The sequence below is a fragment of the Streptomyces sp. NPDC006259 genome (assembly GCF_042870975.1).
GTDB lineage: Bacteria > Actinomycetota > Actinomycetes > Streptomycetales > Streptomycetaceae > Streptomyces.
In genome coordinates, this window is the sequence record NZ_JBIAHY010000008.1 from 270,945 (window position 1) to 287,872 (window position 16,928).

The 16,928-nt window shown below is 72.6% G+C and carries 14 protein-coding genes; 7 read left to right on the top strand and 7 right to left on the bottom strand.

What is annotated here, in order from left to right; all coding sequences use genetic code 11:
* Positions 1-172: 172 nt before the first annotated feature.
* From ACFYO5_RS30980 to ACFYO5_RS30990, 3 genes are all read left to right on the top strand, one after another.
* The gene (locus ACFYO5_RS30980; protein ID WP_388715032.1) at positions 173-1,117 is read left to right on the top strand and encodes an ROK family protein; all 945 of its coding nucleotides are present in this window, start codon (positions 173-175) and stop codon (positions 1,115-1,117) included.
* Positions 1,117-2,328 (top strand): N-acetylglucosamine-6-phosphate deacetylase, encoded by a 1,212-nt coding sequence (nagA, locus tag ACFYO5_RS30985; RefSeq protein ID WP_388715035.1) that lies wholly within the window; start codon positions 1,117-1,119, stop codon positions 2,326-2,328. The genes ACFYO5_RS30980 and nagA overlap by 1 nt, the downstream gene beginning before the upstream one ends.
* Positions 2,329-2,475: 147 nt before the next feature.
* Positions 2,476-3,396 carry a 1-phosphofructokinase family hexose kinase gene (locus ACFYO5_RS30990; protein ID WP_388715038.1) on the top strand — a complete coding sequence of 307 codons (921 nt, stop codon included), beginning with the start codon at positions 2,476-2,478 and terminating at the stop codon, positions 3,394-3,396.
* 6 nt (positions 3,397-3,402) lie between these two features.
* Here the strand turns inward: ACFYO5_RS30990 and ACFYO5_RS30995 are convergent, their stop codons facing one another.
* Together ACFYO5_RS30995 and cdgB are read right to left on the bottom strand one after the other, a co-directional pair.
* Positions 3,403-4,347 (bottom strand): carbohydrate-binding protein, encoded by a 945-nt coding sequence (locus tag ACFYO5_RS30995; RefSeq protein ID WP_388715040.1) that lies wholly within the window; start codon positions 4,345-4,347, stop codon positions 3,403-3,405.
* A gap of 153 nt (positions 4,348-4,500) precedes the next feature.
* Positions 4,501-6,168, bottom strand: a complete 1,668-nt coding sequence (gene cdgB / locus ACFYO5_RS31000; RefSeq protein ID WP_356570105.1) for a diguanylate cyclase CdgB — start codon at positions 6,166-6,168, stop codon at positions 4,501-4,503.
* 442 nt (positions 6,169-6,610) lie between these two features.
* On the opposite strand from cdgB, the gene ACFYO5_RS31005 reads away from it, so the two are divergent.
* Together ACFYO5_RS31005 and ACFYO5_RS31010 are read left to right on the top strand one after the other, a co-directional pair.
* Positions 6,611-7,102 (top strand): flavin reductase family protein, encoded by a 492-nt coding sequence (locus tag ACFYO5_RS31005; protein ID WP_388715321.1) that lies wholly within the window; start codon positions 6,611-6,613, stop codon positions 7,100-7,102.
* A 48-nt stretch (positions 7,103-7,150) separates the two neighbouring features.
* Entirely contained in the window at positions 7,151-7,642 is a 492-nt protein-coding gene (locus ACFYO5_RS31010; RefSeq protein WP_388715043.1) for a GNAT family N-acetyltransferase, read from the top strand.
* A gap of 48 nt (positions 7,643-7,690) precedes the next feature.
* Here ACFYO5_RS31010 and arfB read toward each other — a convergent pair whose 3' ends face one another.
* Positions 7,691-8,128 (bottom strand): alternative ribosome rescue aminoacyl-tRNA hydrolase ArfB, encoded by a 438-nt coding sequence (gene arfB, locus ACFYO5_RS31015; RefSeq protein WP_356570103.1) that lies wholly within the window; start codon positions 8,126-8,128, stop codon positions 7,691-7,693.
* Between the two features lie 147 nt (positions 8,129-8,275).
* On the opposite strand from arfB, the gene ACFYO5_RS31020 reads away from it, so the two are divergent.
* A complete protein-coding gene (locus tag ACFYO5_RS31020; RefSeq protein WP_121402233.1) occupies positions 8,276-8,851 on the top strand; it encodes a TerD family protein in 576 nt (191 codons plus the stop codon).
* A gap of 142 nt (positions 8,852-8,993) precedes the next feature.
* On the opposite strand, the gene ACFYO5_RS31025 is transcribed toward ACFYO5_RS31020, so the two are convergent.
* From ACFYO5_RS31025 to ACFYO5_RS31040, 4 genes are all read right to left on the bottom strand, one after another.
* Entirely contained in the window at positions 8,994-10,112 is a 1,119-nt protein-coding gene (locus ACFYO5_RS31025; protein WP_388715046.1) for a lytic polysaccharide monooxygenase, read from the bottom strand.
* Between the two features lie 317 nt (positions 10,113-10,429).
* Positions 10,430-12,613 (bottom strand): glycoside hydrolase family 3 N-terminal domain-containing protein, encoded by a 2,184-nt coding sequence (locus ACFYO5_RS31030; RefSeq protein ID WP_388715049.1) that lies wholly within the window; start codon positions 12,611-12,613, stop codon positions 10,430-10,432.
* 435 nt (positions 12,614-13,048) lie between these two features.
* The gene (locus ACFYO5_RS31035) at positions 13,049-14,167 is read right to left on the bottom strand and encodes a cellulose binding domain-containing protein (RefSeq protein WP_388715052.1); all 1,119 of its coding nucleotides are present in this window, start codon (positions 14,165-14,167) and stop codon (positions 13,049-13,051) included.
* 497 nt (positions 14,168-14,664) lie between these two features.
* The gene (locus tag ACFYO5_RS31040) at positions 14,665-15,690 is read right to left on the bottom strand and encodes a LacI family DNA-binding transcriptional regulator (protein ID WP_388715055.1); all 1,026 of its coding nucleotides are present in this window, start codon (positions 15,688-15,690) and stop codon (positions 14,665-14,667) included.
* Between the two features lie 272 nt (positions 15,691-15,962).
* On the opposite strand from ACFYO5_RS31040, the gene ACFYO5_RS31045 reads away from it, so the two are divergent.
* Positions 15,963-16,922 (top strand): GNAT family N-acetyltransferase, encoded by a 960-nt coding sequence (locus ACFYO5_RS31045; RefSeq protein ID WP_388715058.1) that lies wholly within the window; start codon positions 15,963-15,965, stop codon positions 16,920-16,922.
* Positions 16,923-16,928 lie beyond the last annotated feature (6 nt).

Below are 16,928 nucleotides of genomic sequence, written 5' to 3' on the forward strand. Positions count from 1 at the left end.
GGACTTCGCTGCCCGCCGCTGCACTGTGTTCTCCCGCTCCCCTGGTGGCCGTGCACCGTACGCACACACCGCGCACATGAATGCTCCGACCAATGAAACCGTTATCCGGATTAAGGTCTACACCACGTAAGTGGACTAGACCTCTTGTGGGTCCTCGGGCCACACTGTCTCCGTGAGACACGTCATCGCCCTCGATGTGGGCGGCACCGGGATGAAAGCCGCCCTCGTCGGGGCGGACGGCGCGCTGCTGCACCGGGCCCGCCGCGCCACCGGTCGCGAGCGCGGCCCGGACGAGGTCGTCGCCGGCATCCTCGACTTCGCCGCCGAGCTGCGCGCGTACGGCGTCGAGCACCTCGGCGAGAGCGCGGTCGCGGCGGGAGTCGCGGTCCCCGGCATCGTCGACGAGGCGAACGGCGTCGCCGTCTACGCCGCCAACCTCGGCTGGCGCGACGTCGGCCTGCGGCGGCTGCTCACCGGCCGGCTCGGCGGCGTCCCCGTCGCCCTCGGCCACGACGTCCGCACCGGGGGACTCGCGGAGGGGCGCATCGGCGCGGGTCAGGGCGCCGACCGCTTCCTCTTCGTGGCCCTCGGCACGGGCATCGCGGGCGCCATCGGCGTGGACGGCCGGGTGGAGGCGGGCGCGCACGGCTTCGCGGGCGAGATCGGCCACATCGTCGTACGCCCCGGCGGAACGCCCTGCCCCTGCGGGCAGCGGGGCTGTCTGGAGCGGTTCGCGTCGGCGGCGGCCGTCGGCGAGGCGTGGGCGGCGGCCTGCGGAGACCCCGGGGCGGACGCCGCCGACTGCGCGAAGGCCGTCACGTCCGGCGCCCCGGACGCCGTCCGGATCTGGCAGCGGGCGGTCGACGCCCTCGCCGACGGCCTGGTCACCGCCCTCACCCTGCTGGACCCACGCACCCTCATCATCGGTGGCGGCCTGGCCGAGGCGGGGGAAACCTTGTTCACACCGCTGCGGAACGCCGTCCGCCGGCGGGTCACCTTCCAGAAACTCCCGCTCATCGTCCCGGCGGCCCTCGGCGACACCGCCGGATGCCGGGGCGCCGGACTCCTGGCCTGGGATCTGCTCGAATCCACCGACCGCACGGAGGTAACGTCCTGATGGCCACCCCCTCAGGGGCGCCGGACGCCGCGTCACGCGGCTCCGCCGCGTGGGCGCCACCGGCCACCACGCGCCCGCAGGTACTCACCGGCGCCAGGGTGGTACTCCCCACCGGCACGGTGCCCGACGGCCGTGTCACCGTCGACGGCACCCGGATCGCCCCGGACACCACCGCCCGGGACGGGAACGTCATCGACGTGCGGGGCCACTGGCTGGTCCCCGGCTTCGTCGACCTGCACAACCACGGCGGCGGCGGCGCCTCCTTCGCCGGTACCGCCGACGACGTGCTGAAGGCCGTCCACACCCACCGCCGCCACGGCACCACCACCCTCGTCGCGTCCACCGTCACCGACGACATGGACGTCCTGGTGCGCCAGGCCGGCCTGCTCAGCGAGCTGGCCGAGCAGGGCGACCTGGCCGGCATCCACTTCGAGGGCCCGTTCATCTCGCCGTGCCGCAAGGGCGCCCACTCGGAGGAGCTGCTGCGCGACCCCGACCCGGCGGAGGTGCGCAAACTGATCGACGCGGCGCGCGGCAGGGCGACGATGGTGACGCTGGCGACCGAGCTGCCGGGCGGCCTCGACTCCGTACGGCTGCTGGCCGAGCACGGGGTGATCGCGGCCGTCGGCCACACGGACGCCACGTACGAGGAGACGGTGCGGGCGATCCAGGCGGGCGCGACGGTCGCCACCCACCTCTTCAACGCGATGCCGCCGCTCGGGCACCGCGCGCCGGGCCCGATCGCCGCCCTGCTGGAGGACGAGCGGGTGACGGTCGAGCTGATCAACGACGGCGTCCATCTGCATCCGGCCGCGCTGGAGCTGGCGTTCCACCGGGCGGGCGCGGCCCGTGTCGCCTTCATCACGGACGCGATGGACGCGGCCGGCGCCGGTGACGGCCGTTACCTGCTCGGCCCACTGGAGGTCGAGGTCAGCGAGGGCGTGGCCCGGCTGGTGGAGGGCGGTTCGATCGCCGGCTCCACGCTGACCCTGGACCGCGCGTTCAAGCGGGCGGTGACGGTGGACCGGCTGCCCGTGGAGGACGTGGTCGCGGCACTCTCCGCGAACCCGGCCCGTCTGCTGGGCATGGACGACCGGGTGGGCTCCCTGGAGCCCGGCAAGGACGCCGACCTGGTCCTGCTCGACGAGGACTTCGACGTCAGGGGCGTGATGCGGCAGGGGGTCTGGGTGGTGGATCCCCGACTGGGCTGAGACCTCCGCCCGCCCGGGTGCGCCGAGAGGCGGTGGCCGATCCCGTACTGGGCCGGCCGCCGTCTCTTTGGCATGATCAGGACGTCCACAAGGACGGATTCACGCGAACGGAAGGCGCATGCCGGTGATCGGGGGAGGTCGGGCCGGATGATTCTCACGGTCACGCTGAACACCGCTCTGGACGTCACCCACCGGATCCCCGCCCTGCTCCCGCACGCCACGCACCGGGTGACCGAGGTGGCGGAACGGCCCGGCGGCAAGGGACTGGACGTGGCACGGATCCTGACCGCCCTCGGCCACGAGGTGACGGTCACCGGCTTCGCGGGCGGCCCCACCGGCCGGGTCGTGAGGGAGCGGCTCACCGGTGCGACCGACGCGCTCGTCCCGTGCGCCGCCCCGACCCGCCGCACGCTCGCCGTCGTCGACGACCGCACCGGCGCCGCCACACGGTTCCACGAACCGGGCCCGGTCATCACCCCCGCCGAGTGGTCCGCGTTCCAGGAGGCGTACGAGCGTCTGGTGGGCGGCGCCGAAGCGGTGGCCCTGTGCGGCAGCCTGCCGCCGGGGGTGCCGGTGGGCGCCTACGCGGGCCTGGTGCGCACCGCGCGGGCCGCGGGCGTACCGGTGCTGCTGGACACCGGCGGTGAGGCGCTGCGCCGCGCGGTGGCGGCGCGCCCCGACCTGATCAAGCCGAACGCCGACGAACTGGCCGAACTGACCGGCTCGCACGAGCCGTTGCGCGCCACCCAGGACGCGCGGCGACGCGGGGCCCGCTCGGTGGTGGCGTCCCTGGGCGCGCAGGGCCTGGTCGCGGCGACCCCGGAGGGCCGCTGGCGGGCCACCCCGCCGGCCCGGCTGCGCGGCCATCCGACGGGCGCCGGGGACGCGGTCTGCGCGGGCCTGCTCTCGGGCCTGGTCGAGCGTCTCCCGTGGTCCCGGACCCTGGCCCGGGCGGTCGCCCTGTCCGCCGCGACGGTCCTGTCCCCCACGGCCGGCGACTTCGACCGGGCCGCGTACGAGGACCTGGCGGGCAGGGTGGCGGTGACCGGGGAGGCCACCGCGGCCTGACCGGGGCTACTTCTCGACCTGGCCCTTCTTCAGCCAGAACTGGTCCAGGAGCACGTTGCACTTGTCGCCGTTCTCACAGGAGAGGCTGATGGTGTTGGTGCCCTTGGTCAGGCTGGGCCAGGCGAAGGTGGTGGTCCAGCCCTTCGCGAAGTCGCCCTCGGCGGCATGCGCGAAGTTCTTCATGCTGAGCGGCTGGCCGAACTTCTTGCCGTTGACCGTGAGGGTCATCGACTGGTCCTCGCCGGCGGTGCTGTAGTGCGCGAACAGCGTGTAGGCGCCGTCCTCGGGGATGCCGTCGACGCTCCAGGTGACGGAGTTGCCGACCTGGTTCAGGGCGACGTAGATGCCGCCGTCCGCCTGGGCGCCCTCGACGCCGGAGGCCAGGGCCGCGACGCCGCCGAGGCGCAGGGCCTTGGCATCGACCGCCGGCAGCTCGACCTCGTCCTCGGCGGAGCCACTGCTGGAGGCGCTGGGCGAGGCGCTCTGGGAGACGGTGGGCGCGGCGGAGACCTCGCCGCCGGCCTTGTCGTCGTCGCCGGAGTCGCCGTTGGCCATCGCCACGGCGATCCCGATGACGACGGCGGCGACCACCGCGACCGCGCCGATCAGCAGCCCCTTGGTGTTGGGGCCGCGGCCCCGGCCGCCGCCGATGCCCTCCTGGCGGTTGCCGGTGGGCGTGCCACCGCCACCGGAGTGGCTCGCGGGCGCCGCGTAACCGGCGTTCGGCTGGCCGTAGGCGCCCTGCTGGGGCGGCACCGTCTGCTGCCCGTACTGCGCGGTCTGCTGCTGGCCGTACTGGCGCTCGCCGACCGGGCGCACCCGGTTCACCGACGGATATCCGTAGCCACCGCCGGACGGAGGCTGTGCTCCGTTGGCCTGGCCGTCGGCGTAGAGGTAACCGAACGGGTCGTCGTCCTCGGGCGTGCTCGCGCCGTTGTTGCCGGGCGTCATCCCTTCGTACTCCTCAACAGGTGCGGGGCGGATGCGGTCCGCGTATCCCTACGCGTCCATACGTGCGGAGAAGAGCGAGCCTACCCGCTCCCGACCCGCCGAACGGGTGACTCGGATCGCATCGTTCCGGGGAGCGGGGCGCTGACCTGGTGATCATCCCGCGCGTCGGTGCTGTTTGGGACGAGATCGTTTCTCTACGTACATCCGCTCGTCGGCGGACTTCAGCACCTCGTCCGCGGTCATCCCGCAGTGCGCCCAGCCGATGCCGAAGCTGGCTCCCACCCGGACGGCCCGTCCCTCGGCCCGGATCGGCTGGATGATCTCGTTGCGCAGGCGTACGGCGAGGTCCTGGGCGTCGGCGCTGCCGAGGCCGTCGGCGAGGATCACGAACTCGTCGCCGCCGAGCCGGGCGACGGTGTCGCCGTCGCGGACGCCGCGCGAGAGCCTGCGGGCGACCTCGATGAGGACCGCGTCCCCCGCGTTGTGCCCGAACCGGTCGTTGATCGACTTGAAGCCGTCGAGGTCGCAGAAGAGGACGGCGAGCCCCTTGGTGCCGTCGTCGCGGGCGCCCTCGCCGGGGGCGACGGTGTGCACGTGGTGGTCGTAGGCCTCGAAGCTCTCCGCGCCGTCGGTGCGGAAGTCGAAGCCGTGCCCGTTGGCGTCGAAGGCGGGGTGGCCCTGGGCGTCCATCGCGTCGACGGCGGCCGGGTGGTCGGACCGCGGGCGCTTGCAGAGCCGGGAGGACAGGCGGGAGCGCAGTTCGGCCGAGTTCGGCAGACCGGTCAGGGAGTCGTGGGAGGCGCGGTGGGCGAGCTGGAGCTCGCGGCGCTTGCGGTCCTCTATGTCCTCGACGTGGGTGAGGAGGAAGCGGGGACCGTCGGCGGCGTCGGCGACGACGGAGTTGCGCAGGGAGACCCAGAGGTAGGTGCCGTCGCGGCGGCCGAGGCGCAGTTCGGCGCGGCCGCCCTCGGCGGAGGTGCGCAGCAGGGTGCCTATGTCCTCGGGGTGGACGAGGTCGGAGAAGGAGTAGCGGCGCATCGCGGAGGCGGGGCGGCCCAGCAGCCGGCACAGGGCGTCGTTGGTGCGCAGGATGCGGCCGTGCTGGTCGCCGCCCATCTCGGCGATGGCCATGCCGGAAGGGGCGTACTCGAAGGCCTGGCGGAAGCTTTCCTCGCTGGCCCGCAGCGCCTGCTGCTCGCGTTCGAGGCGGACCAGGGCGCGCTGCATGTTGGCGCGCAGACGTGCGTTGCTGATCGCGATGGCGGCCTGGAAGGCGTACATCTGGAGGGCTTCGCGGCCCCAGGCGCCGGGCCGCCGGCCGTTGCGCGGGCGGTCCACGGAGAGGACGCCGATGAGTTCGCCGCAGGCGCCGTTGCCGCCGGGGGCGGCGGGCGTGTACATGGGGGCGAACAGCCGGTCGGAGGGGTGCCACTCGTCCTCGAAGCGGGGTGCGGGCCCGTCGGTGTACCACTGCGGTACGTCGTCGTCGTCGAGGACCCAGCCCTCGGTGTGGGGTATGAAGACCAGGTCGCCCCAGGTCTCGCCCATGCTCAGCCGCCGCTCCCAGGACTCGCGGGAGCCGACCCGGCCGGTGATGAGGGCCTCGGCGGCGGGGTCCCCGGAGACGGCGGCGACGACGAGGTCGCTGTCGGAGCGTACGAGGTTCACGCACGCCAGTTCGTATCCGAGGGCGGTCACGACGCCGTTGGCGACCGTCTGCAGCGTGTCGGCCAGGCTGCGGGCCGTGTTCATGTCGGCCATGACCTGGTGCAGTTGTCGCAAGGACGCAAGACGGACGTAAGGCTCCGACTCGGCCTCCATGCTCGCCCTCCCCCCGAGACTTCGCAGCGAATCAAGGGTTGTCTTCGGCGTAACGTCGTTTCTGTCGTTGCGCATGTCGTTGTGTCTGTACCTGTGACGCCTCCGCCACTGAATCACAGCGCGCTGCCCACTCGGTACACAGGGTCAACAATTACCGACCCTTGTGACTCAAGTCACAGAAGAACATGAACAATTCCGGGGGGTTTCTGCTTTTCCCCTGTGTGTTTACTGAGCGTACGACTCCCCTGCCGGAGAGCGTACGGGAATCGGTCCGGGGACCTACGACCGCACTCGGGCGAAGGTCCGATGCGCGGCGGCCGAACCGGCGGCTAGCGTGCGGAGCGTGCTTCCCCATCTGCTCACGACCTCATCCACCGCGCCCGCCCCGGCCGGCCCCTCCGGGCATGCTGTGGGGGTGAGCAACGACGAGTTCCGAGCCGCCATGTCCCGGCTGGCCGGCGGTGTGGTCCTGGTGACCGCGCGGGAGGCCGCGCTGGACCCCGACGACCCCGGGTCCCCCGAGGGCGAGAACGCCGGGATGACGGCCACGGCGTTCCTGTCCGTCTCCCTGGACCCGCCCCTGGTGCTGGTCAGCCTGCGCACGGGCTCCCGGATGGACGACCTGCTCGACGAGCAGCCCCTGTGGGCGGTGTCGGTGCTGTCGGAGAGCCAGCGGCACATCGCCGGACGCTTCGCGATGAAGGGCCGGCTCAGCGACCGGCTCCTCTTCGAGGACATCCCGTACACCCGCGGCGAGGCCACCGACGCGCCCCTGGTCGGCGGCGCGCTGGCCGCACTGGAGTGCCGTACCGAACAGCGGGTGGAGGCCGGCGACCACACCCTGGTGATCGGCCGGGTGCTGCACGCGCGCGTGCCCGACGCGGAGGGCGGGCCCCTGCTCTATTTCAAGGGGCGTTACCGCCACCTGGACTGAACGGTAATTCAGTGGCCGGGCGCTGAACTCCCTCCATACGCTCCCCGCATGACCACCCCGCCGGCGACTTCCGCCCCCCGCCTCGAAGAAATAACCGCCGCAAATCTGGAAGCCGCTCTCGGCATTCGGGTCCGCCCCGAGCAGGAATTCGCGGTGTCCTCCGTGATGAAGTCGCTCGCCGAGGCGTATGTGCATCCCGGGGTCGCCTGGCCGCGCCTGATCGTCGACGGCGAGCGGCCCGTCGGCTTCCTGATGGCCTTCCTCGGCATCGACTGGAAGGCGGACGGCAGCCTCGTCCGCTCCGGCCTGTGGCGGCTGAACATCGCGGCGGACGAGCAGGGCCGCGGCTACGGCCGGTTCGCCGTCGAGTCCGTGGCCGAACAGATCCGCGACCGCGGCGGCGAGGAGATGTACGTCACCTGGCACCCCGGCGACCACGGCCCCGAGAACTTCTACCTCGGCCTGGGCTTCCGCGACACCGGGGAGCGGAGCGAGGGCGAGACGGTCGGGGTACTGACGCTGGACCGTGTACGAGCGTGAAGCCCGCCGCGGACCGCCGCCCGCCGGGCGGCGGGACGCCCCACCCCGTCAGCCCCAGTCGCGCCCGGTCCTCCCCCGCTTCGTGTCCGACCGCTGCTTCTTCTGCCGCAGCCGGCGCTCGTTGATCCCGCGCGGGACGCGGGTGGGTCGGCGCGGCCTGGGCGGCGGGGCCGTGGCCTCGGCGAGCAGCGACGCCAGGCGTACGGCGGCGGCTTCGCGGTTGCGCCACTGGGAACGGTGCTCGGAGGCGCGGACGGAGATCACGCCGTCGACGAGGCGGCCGGCGAGCCGCTCCAGCGCGCGCGCCTTCCACACCTCGGGCAGCGCCTCGGTGCGCGCCAGGTCGAAGCGCAGCTCCACCTGCGAGTCGCTGGTGTTGACGTGCTGCCCGCCGGGCCCCGAGGACCGCGAGAAACGCCACACCAGCTCGCCCTCGGGAAGGGCGACGGAGCCTCTGATGACATGGGGACCGGACATGCCGTACATGTTCCCCCGCCTGACCCGTCCACGTCACGCGAATTAGGGTTTGGCAAAGAAAGTAAAGACACGGGGAACCTTGGCGCCCCCTCGCGGCGTTCATAGGGGTAGCTGTAGCTTCGTGCCCGTTACACAACTAGGGAAGGACTCCCAACAATGGCTGTAAGCCTGTCCAAGGGTGGCAACGTCTCGCTCACCAAGGAGGCTCCGGGCCTGACCGCCGTCACCGTGGGCCTCGGCTGGGACGTCCGCACCACCACCGGCACGGACTTCGACCTCGACGCCTCGGCGATCGCGGTCAACCCGCAGGGCAAGGTGTACTCCGACGGCCACTTCGTCTTCTTCAACAACAAGCAGACGCCGGACCAGACCATCGTCCACACCGGTGACAACCGCACCGGCGAGGGCGCGGGCGACGACGAGGCGATCAACGTCAACCTCGCCGGCCTCCCCGCCGACGTGGAGAAGATCGTCTTCCCGGTCTCCATCTACGACGCGGAGAACCGCTCGCAGAACTTCGGCCAGGTCCGCAACGCCTACATCCGCATCGTCAACCAGGCCGGCGGCGCCGAGATCGCCCGCTACGACCTGTCGGAGGACGCGGCCACGGAGACGGCCATGGTCTTCGGCGAGCTGTACCGCAACGGCGCCGAGTGGAAGTTCCGTGCCGTCGGCCAGGGCTACGCCTCGGGCCTGGTCGGCATCGCGCAGGACTTCGGCGTCAGCGTCTGAGTCACCCGCACGCCTCGGCGGAGCCCCCGGCCGGCCGGCCGGGGGCTCCGCCGTGCTCCGGCCGGGGCAGGGCCGGCTCCGGGCGGACCGCTCGCCGCCGGCCCGGTGACGGCCCGGCGGCGAGCGGATACCGGGTGAGCGGCTATGCCGTGAGGCAGCCGATCGAGCCGACGGGAAGGTTGTTGCCCGTCGACGTAGCGGTGAAGCCGAACGTGACACTGCCGTCGGCGGGCACCACGCGGTTGTAGTCCATGTTGCGGACCGTCACCGTGCCGTCCGTCGCGGTGGACGGCGTGCCGTTCCACACGCTGCTGATCCTGGTGCCCGCTCCCGGCTTCCAGGCCACGGCCCAGCCGTCGAGCGGTGCGGTGGAGTGGTTCATGACCTCGACCGAGGCCTGGAACCCGCCGGTCCAGGAGTTCTGCACGCTGTACACGGCCATGCAGGAACCGGTGTGCGGGTCCGTCGGGGTGGAAGTGGGCGTCGGGGTCGGGGTGGGCGTCGGGGTGGGCGTCGGGGTCGGGGTGGGGGTCGGCGTGCTGCCGGAGCCGCGGATGCCGGTCACCTCGCCGTGGCCTCCGTCGAAGATCACGTCGGAGCAGGAGAAGAAGTTCTCCTGGCTGTCGGAGCGGACCCACTGGATGAAGATCACGGCGTCACCGGAGCGGCCGGAGGGCAGCTTGAGGTCCCAGTAGTAGTGGCCCCCGTCGGTGCCCGGCGAGCCCTGCTGGGGCGGGTTGGTGACCGTCTGGACCAGTTCCAGGTCGTTCCAGCCCAGCGACGACGCCGGCGACCAGCCCGGCTTGCTGACGTACACCCGGAAGTCGCCCGGGTGGGCCGCCCAGTTGCTGTACTGCGCCTGGATCGTCGCTCCGCTGGTCAGGTGGGTCCGCGGCCAGTCCGAGCGGGCGGCGTTGTATCCCTTGAAGTCGTACGGCGACCGGTCGCCGGCGCTGCACAGGGTGCCGTCCGGCACGTAACCGGCTCCGCGGCCACCGGCGTGGGAGTCGAGGACGGCGAACCAGTTGTACAGCGCGGTGGCACCGCTCTGGGCCAGCGCGTTCCGGCAGGCCGGGTTGGTCGGGTCCAGACCGCCGGTGGCCGTGCGGGCGTCCAGGTAGCACAGGTAGGTGCGGGAACCGGGCAGCATCGCCACCCCGTGCGCCTTGGCGCTTCCCTGGCTCAGGAAGACCAGACCGAGTGTCGTCAGCAGGGTGGCCAAGGCCGCCGCCAATGACGCGTACACGTTTCGTCGAGCCATGTGCTGTTCTCCTTCCCTTGTCTCACCGTGGGGACCTCGCCCGCCCGGGGAAGGTGCCACCCGGGCGGGCGAGGACGCGGGACCGTGCGCGGGCGGACCCGGCACGCGGTCGGTCGTCGGGCGGTCGGTGCCCCCGGACGGGTGTGATGCCGAGGGACGCCGGGACCGCCGGGGTGTCGGTGTACGTGGTGGAGGTGCCGTGGCCGTGGTTCACGGCGTGGCACGGGGACGCCGCGTGGTGGTGCGGCGCGGTGCCGGGCGGGGCCCCCGGAGAGTGCGGTCGCCGGGGGACGAGCGGGGCCGCGCCCGGCCTGCGTTCAGGTGCCGGAGCAGTGCGGGGCGGGTGCGCCCGCGGTGCCGTTCGCGGTGAGGCCGAACGAGGTGGTGGCGCCGGGGAGCAGCGAGCCGTTGAAGGCGGTGTTGCGGACCGTGGCCCGGCCCTGGGCGGTGGTCAGCGAGCCGTTCCACAGGCTGCTGACGGTCGAGCCGCCGAGGTCCCAGTCGACCGACCAGCCCGTCAGCGCGGCGGAGCCGGTGTTCCTGACGGTGATCTCGGCCTGGTACCCGCCCTGCCACGACGAGGCGGTGCGGAACTGTGCGGTGCACGCCCCCGGGGTCGGGGTGGGCGTCGGGTCGGTGCCGCCGTAGGTCAGCCCGAACCCGTACGGGAACAGCGGCGTCTTGCCGTCGCCGTCGTTGACGGGCTCCTGGGAGGCGCTCCGCATCCACGTCACCGGCAGCCTGCCGGTGGGAGCGCGGTCGCCGAACAGGACGTCGGACACGCCGGCGCCCTCGGTGCCGGGCAGCCAGGCGGCCAGCAGCGCCCTCCAGTCCGGGAGCTGGGCGGCGATGTCCAGCGGACGGCCCGAGACGAGCACCACCACGACCGGCACGCCGCTCGCCTTCAGCCGGCCGAGCGTCTGCAGGTCCTCCTGGTCGAGTCCCAGGCCGTTCGGCCGGTCGCCCCGGCCCTCGGCGTACGGCGTCTCACCGACGACGGCCACGGCGGCGGTGTAGGTGGGGTCGATGCCGTTGCCGTAGCGGTCGTAGGTGATCCGTGCCGGGTCCGTGACGGTGGCGCGGATGCCCTGGAGGACGGTGGTGCCGTCGGTGACGGGGCCGCTGCGGCCCTGCCAGCCCACGGTCCAGCCGCCGCTCTGGTTGCCGATGTCGTCGGCCGACTTTCCCGCGACGAACAGCTTGGCCGACTTCGGCAGCGGCAGGATCCCGCCCTCGTTCTTCAGCAGGACCTGCGAGGCGCCCACCGCCCGGCGGGCCAGCGAACGGTGCGCGGCCGACCCCACCGTGCCGGTGTACGAACGGTCGGTCAACGGCTTCTCGAACAGGCCCAGCCGGAATTTCTCGGTGAGGACCCGGCGGTTGGCGTCGTCGATCCGGGCCTGCGGGACACGGCCCGCGGTGACCTCGCCGCGCAGCAGGGTGAGGAACTTCCGGTAGTCGTTCGGCACCATCACCATGTCGACGCCCGCGTTGACGGCCGTGGCGATCTCGGCACCGGTGAAGCCGGTCTGCCCGTCCAGCTGGTCCACCGCGGCCCAGTCGGAGACGACGAACCCGGTGAAGCCCAGCTCGCCCTTGAGGACCTCGGTGACCAGGTACTTGTTCGCGTGCGACCTGACGCCGTTCCAACTGCTGTACGAGAGCATCACGGAGCCCACCCCGCGACGCACCGCCTCCTTGAACGGCGGCAGGTGGACCGCCCTCAGCTCGGCCTCCGACAGTCGGGTGTCGCCCTGGTCCACGCCGCCGGTGGTGCCGCCGTCGCCGATGAAGTGCTTGGCGGTGGCGAGCACCGACGCGGGACCGGCGCCCAGCGTCTCCCCCTGGAGTCCGGTGACGAACGACGTCATGGCCGCGGGCAGTTCGGGCGTCTCGCCGTACGACTCGTAGGTGCGGCCCCAGCGGTCGTCGCGCGCCACGCACAGGCACGGCGCGAAGTCCCAGTCGATGCCGGTTCCCGACACCTCCTCGGCCACGGCCCGCCCGATGCTCTGGACCAGGGCGGGGTCGCGGGTGGCGCCGAGGCCGATGTTGTGCGGGAAGATCGTGGCCCCGCGCACGGCGTTGTGGCCGTGCACGGCGTCGATCCCGTAGATCATCGGGATGCCGAGCGGTGTGGTCAGGGCGGTGCGCTGGAGGGAGTCGTAGGTGTCGGCCCAGGTCTGGGCGGTGTTGGGGCTGACGGTGGAGTCGCCGCCGGACAGCACGGAACCGATGCGGTAGGTGGCGAGGTCGGACCGCGGGACGAGGGCGTCCTTCTCGATCTGCGTCATCTGGCCGAGCTTGTCGTCCAGCGACATGCGCGACAGCAGGTCGTCGACACGGTCGGCCACGGCCAACGAGGCGTCCTGATAGGGGAGGGCGGCGGCCGACGGGGCGCCCGCCGGCTCCGGGGCCGCGACGGCCGGGCCGGTGAGGACCAGTGCCGTGACGCAGAGGGCCAGGGCCGTCACCGGGCGGCGGGTGGGCAGAAGGCTCATGCGGGTGGGCCTTTCCGGGGAGGGGTCCGGGGCGGTTCCGAGGAGCGAGGGGGGGCGGTGCGGGGGCGGGGGCGCGCGGGGGCGGTGTGCGGGGGTGACGCTGGGTGAGGACCGGGGCCCGCCCGCCGGGTCGGCGCGGGATCGAGGTGGGCGGGCCCCGGAGCGGGGGTGGGGCGGGTGCGGTGCGGTGCGGGTGCGGATGTGTGCGGGTGCGGTGCGGGTGCCGGTGTGATGCGGGTGCGGCGCCGTGTCCACACCTGCCGGAACCCAGCGGCCAGTGGCCCGGCTCAGGACCGGACGGACCCGGCAGACGGGTGGGCGGCCGGGGTCACCGGGCTCACCGGGCGGACCCGACGGATCCGCCGAGCCGACCGGACTGAGCGAACCGACCGGACGGAGCGAGCCGACGGCCGCGCCCACGGCCGCCGCACCGCGTCACGCGACGCCGCAGGCCGTGCCGTTCAGGGTGAAGCCGGTGGGCTTGGCGAAGGTGCCGCCGTAGGTTCCCTGGAACCCGAAGGTCCCCTGACCGCCGGGCGCGATCTGCCCGTTGTACGCCAGGTTGGTCGCGGTGACCGGGCCCGAGGACGCGGAGACGGTGGCGCCCCAGGAGCTGGTGATCCGCTGACCGGTGGGCAGGGTGAACCCGAGCTTCCATCCGTTGACCGGGGTCGAGCCGGTGTTGGCCACGGTGACGTCGGCCGTGAAGCCGCCCTGCCAGACGTTCGTCCCGTACGTCACCCGGCACGCCGTGGAGTCGCCCGGAGTGGTGCCGCCCGTGTTGACCGTCGAGGAGAAGGACGACACCTCGAGGCCCGCGCCGTTCTGCCAGGGCTCGAAGCCGGCCTGGACGCTCGTCAGGTACCAGCTGGCCTGGGCGAGTCCGCGGGAGACGGCCTGCCGCACGAAGTCCATGACGTCGAAGGACCAGCTGGTGATCGCCGACGGGGCGACGAAGGACAGCACGTCGTTGGAGCCGTTGTTGCCGGACCACACCTGCCACTGCCGCCCCGCCACCGTGGCGGTGCCGACCTGCGAACCGACCGGCTGGACGGAGCCGACCTTGTGGAACCAGACCATGATCTCGGTCTTGTTGACGCCGTCCGTGCGCGGCGTCGGGTCGAGCCAGATGTCGTACGCGGCGTCGTACACGGCGTTGCTCACGTACGTGTACGAGATGGAGGTCGGGGCGCTGGAGATGGTGCTCAGCCGGGCCGGAAGGCTCGTGCCCGGGGCGCAGTTGGTGTAGTGGCAGCCGTCGAAGACGGACGGGTAGGACTTCGGGGCGCCGTTCGTGGGCACCGAGCCGTCGGCCTGGGTGAGCTTGAACCCGGAGTCCGTGACGTTGACGCACTGGGTCTCGCTGGTTCCCCAGCGGTTGTTCTGGACGACGTACCGGCCCCGGATCGTGGTGGAACCGAACTGTTCGCAGATCGTGGTGTCGGCCTGTGCCGGCGAGGTGGTGGTCAGCAGCGCCGCCAGGGCGGCGAGGGCGGTGAGCAGCGCGCCGAACAGGCCACGCGCTGTTCGGGCATGGTGCTTTGACGGTCGCATGCGGTCGGTCCTCTCCGAAGGGACGGGGAAGTCGTTGCGGGAGTGCTGCCGTGCGATGCGATGGGAGCGCTCCCATTCGTCGGTCCGGATGGGACTGTAGGGACCGCTACATGGCCCTGACAAGACGATGGACACGACCGCGTCGAAGCGATTTCGAAGGCGCAGGTCAGGAAGGGCGGTTTCGGGAAGGCGGTCACCGGCCGCCGGTGTCAAGGGACTTGGGAGCGCTCCCGACAGACGGAGCCGGCAAGGCGGTGAAGCATCCCGCGGCGCGCGGGAACCGCAAGACGCCGAAGCACCCCACGACACTCAGGAACCGACAAGGCGGCGAAGCACCCCACCACACTCAGGAACCGGCAGGGCGGCGAAACACCCCACGACTCAAGAACCGGCAGGGCGGCGAAGCATCCAGTGACACTCAAGAACCGGCAAGACGCCGAAGCACCCCACGGCGAAAGCGGGAACCCGCAGAACGACAAGGCCCCCACAGCCCGCGCTCAGGTCGACTCCCGTACCACCAGTTCCGTCCGGAGGATGACATGCCGCCAGGCCACGGCCGTCTGCTCCTCCATCTCCTCCAGGAGCAGCCGGACCATGGCCCGTCCGATCTCCTCCAGCGGCTGGCGGACCGTCGTCAGCCGCGGCGTGGTCCGCTGGGCCAGCGGGAAGTCGTCGAAACCGACGACGGCGACGTCCTCGGGCACTCTGCGCCCCGCCGCGCGCAGCGCCTGCAAGGCACCGGCGGCCGTGGTGTCCGACGCGGCGAGGACACCGTCGATCTCGGGATGGCGTTCGATGAGCCGGGCCATGGCCTGGCGTCCGCTCTCCTCGGTGAAGTCGCCCTCGGCGACCCAGGACGGCTTGGCCTCCACACCGGCCAGCGCCAGTGCCTCGTGGTAGCCGCGCAGTCGGCACCGGGCGACGTACATGTCGGACGGCCCGGTGATGGTGGCGATCGCCGTACGGCCTCGTTCCAGCAGGTGGGAGACCGCGGTGCGGGCCCCGCCGACGTTGTCCGCGTCGACGTGGCTGACGTACTCCTCGCCGGAGCGGCGACCCAGCAGAACGGTCGGCAGCCGGGCCTCGGCGAGCATGTCGGGCAGCGGATCGTCGGCGTGCACGGACATCAGGAGCACCCCGTCGACCCGGCCGCCGCGCGCGTACTCGAGGAAACGCCGCCGGTCGTCGCCGGAGCGCACCAGGGTCAGCAGCAGTTGCATCCCGGTGTCGGCCAGCGCGTCCCCGAGCGAGCTGACGATCTCGGAGAAGAAGGGCTCGGCGAACTGCCGCCAGTCCGGCTCGGTCATGACGAGCGCGACGGCGTCGGCCCCGCGCCCGGCGAGGGAGCGCGCGGCGAGATTGGGCACGTACCCCAGCTCCGCGATCGCTTGCTGCACGGCACGCCGTGTGGACGCCTTCACCCCTGCCGCGTTGTTGATGACGCGGGAGACCGTGCCCCGTCCCACACCTGCGTGAGCGGCCACCTCCTCCAGCGTCGGCGTGCCAGGGCGTCGCTTGCCCATGACCACCTCCCCCAAGAGATCACCGATCCTACGACCCGGGCCACATCGCGCACACGGCTTCCCGCCGCCCACGGAAACGCGGACCGCGACCCGTGGACGGCGACCCGCGGACGGCGACCCGCGGACGGCGACCCGCGACAGGCCGGGTACAGGGCGCCGGACCGGGTACGGGGCGTCGGACCGGGTACGGGCGTCGTTTCGGGCGCGTCCCCGCCCCGCCGACGGTGATCACGTCTGGTTCCCACCGCGAGGGCGCGGCTAGCCTGCCGCCCATGCGCCTCGACCCGCTCCCCCTCACGGCCGACCACGACATCCCGGCACCCCTGCTCACCGAACTCACCGCGCTCTACGCCTCCGACCGGGAGTTCCAGGCACTCAGCGGGGACTTCCCGGACCCCGACGACATCCGGCCCGAGCAGGTGGCCAGGGCGTTGGCCGACGAGTTGGCCGATCCGGGGGCGGAGGTGCTGCTCGCGCGTGGCGGCGGGCGGCTCGTCGGAGTGGTGGTCACCCTGGCGCGGCATCCCGACCCGGACGATCCGGACCCCTGGATCGGGCTGCTGCTGGTCGACGCGGCCGTGCAAGGCCAGGGCTACGGGCGGCGGATCGCCGAGGCCGTGGAGGACCGGTTCCGCGCGGCCGGCCGTGGCGGCGTACGGCTCGCCGTCCTGGACGCCAACCGGCGGGGCCTCGCCTTCTGGACGGCCCTCGGCTACGAGGTGATCGGACACCGGGCCGACCTCCGGCTCGGCCGCCCCTGCGCCGTACTGCGCAAGATCCTGCGCACCCCGCGCCGTGCCGCCCGCGTCGCCGTGGTGGACCCGGCCGGCGCGGTCTTCCTCTTGCGGTACGACAACGTCGAGATCGGCGTGCACTGGGCGCTGCCCGGCGGCGGGCTGGAGGAGGGCGAGTCCCCGCGCGAGGGCGCGCGACGGGAGCTGGCCGAGGAGACGGGCTGGACGGACCTGGAGCCGGGCGAACTGCTGCACACCTGGGAGCACGACTTCACCCACTCGCGTACGCCCGTCCACCAGTACGAGCACATCTACGTCACCCCGGGCCCGCGCCGGGAACCCGCCGGCCCCGGCCTGGCCGCCGCGCACGCCGCCGACGCCATCCTCACCTGGCGCTGGTGGACCCGCGAGGAGCTGGCCGAGGAGGCGGAGCCGGTGTGGCCGGAGGGCCTTGCCGGGCTGCTCGACGCCTGGGAGGCCTCACGTCGGCCTCGGTGACGGCGG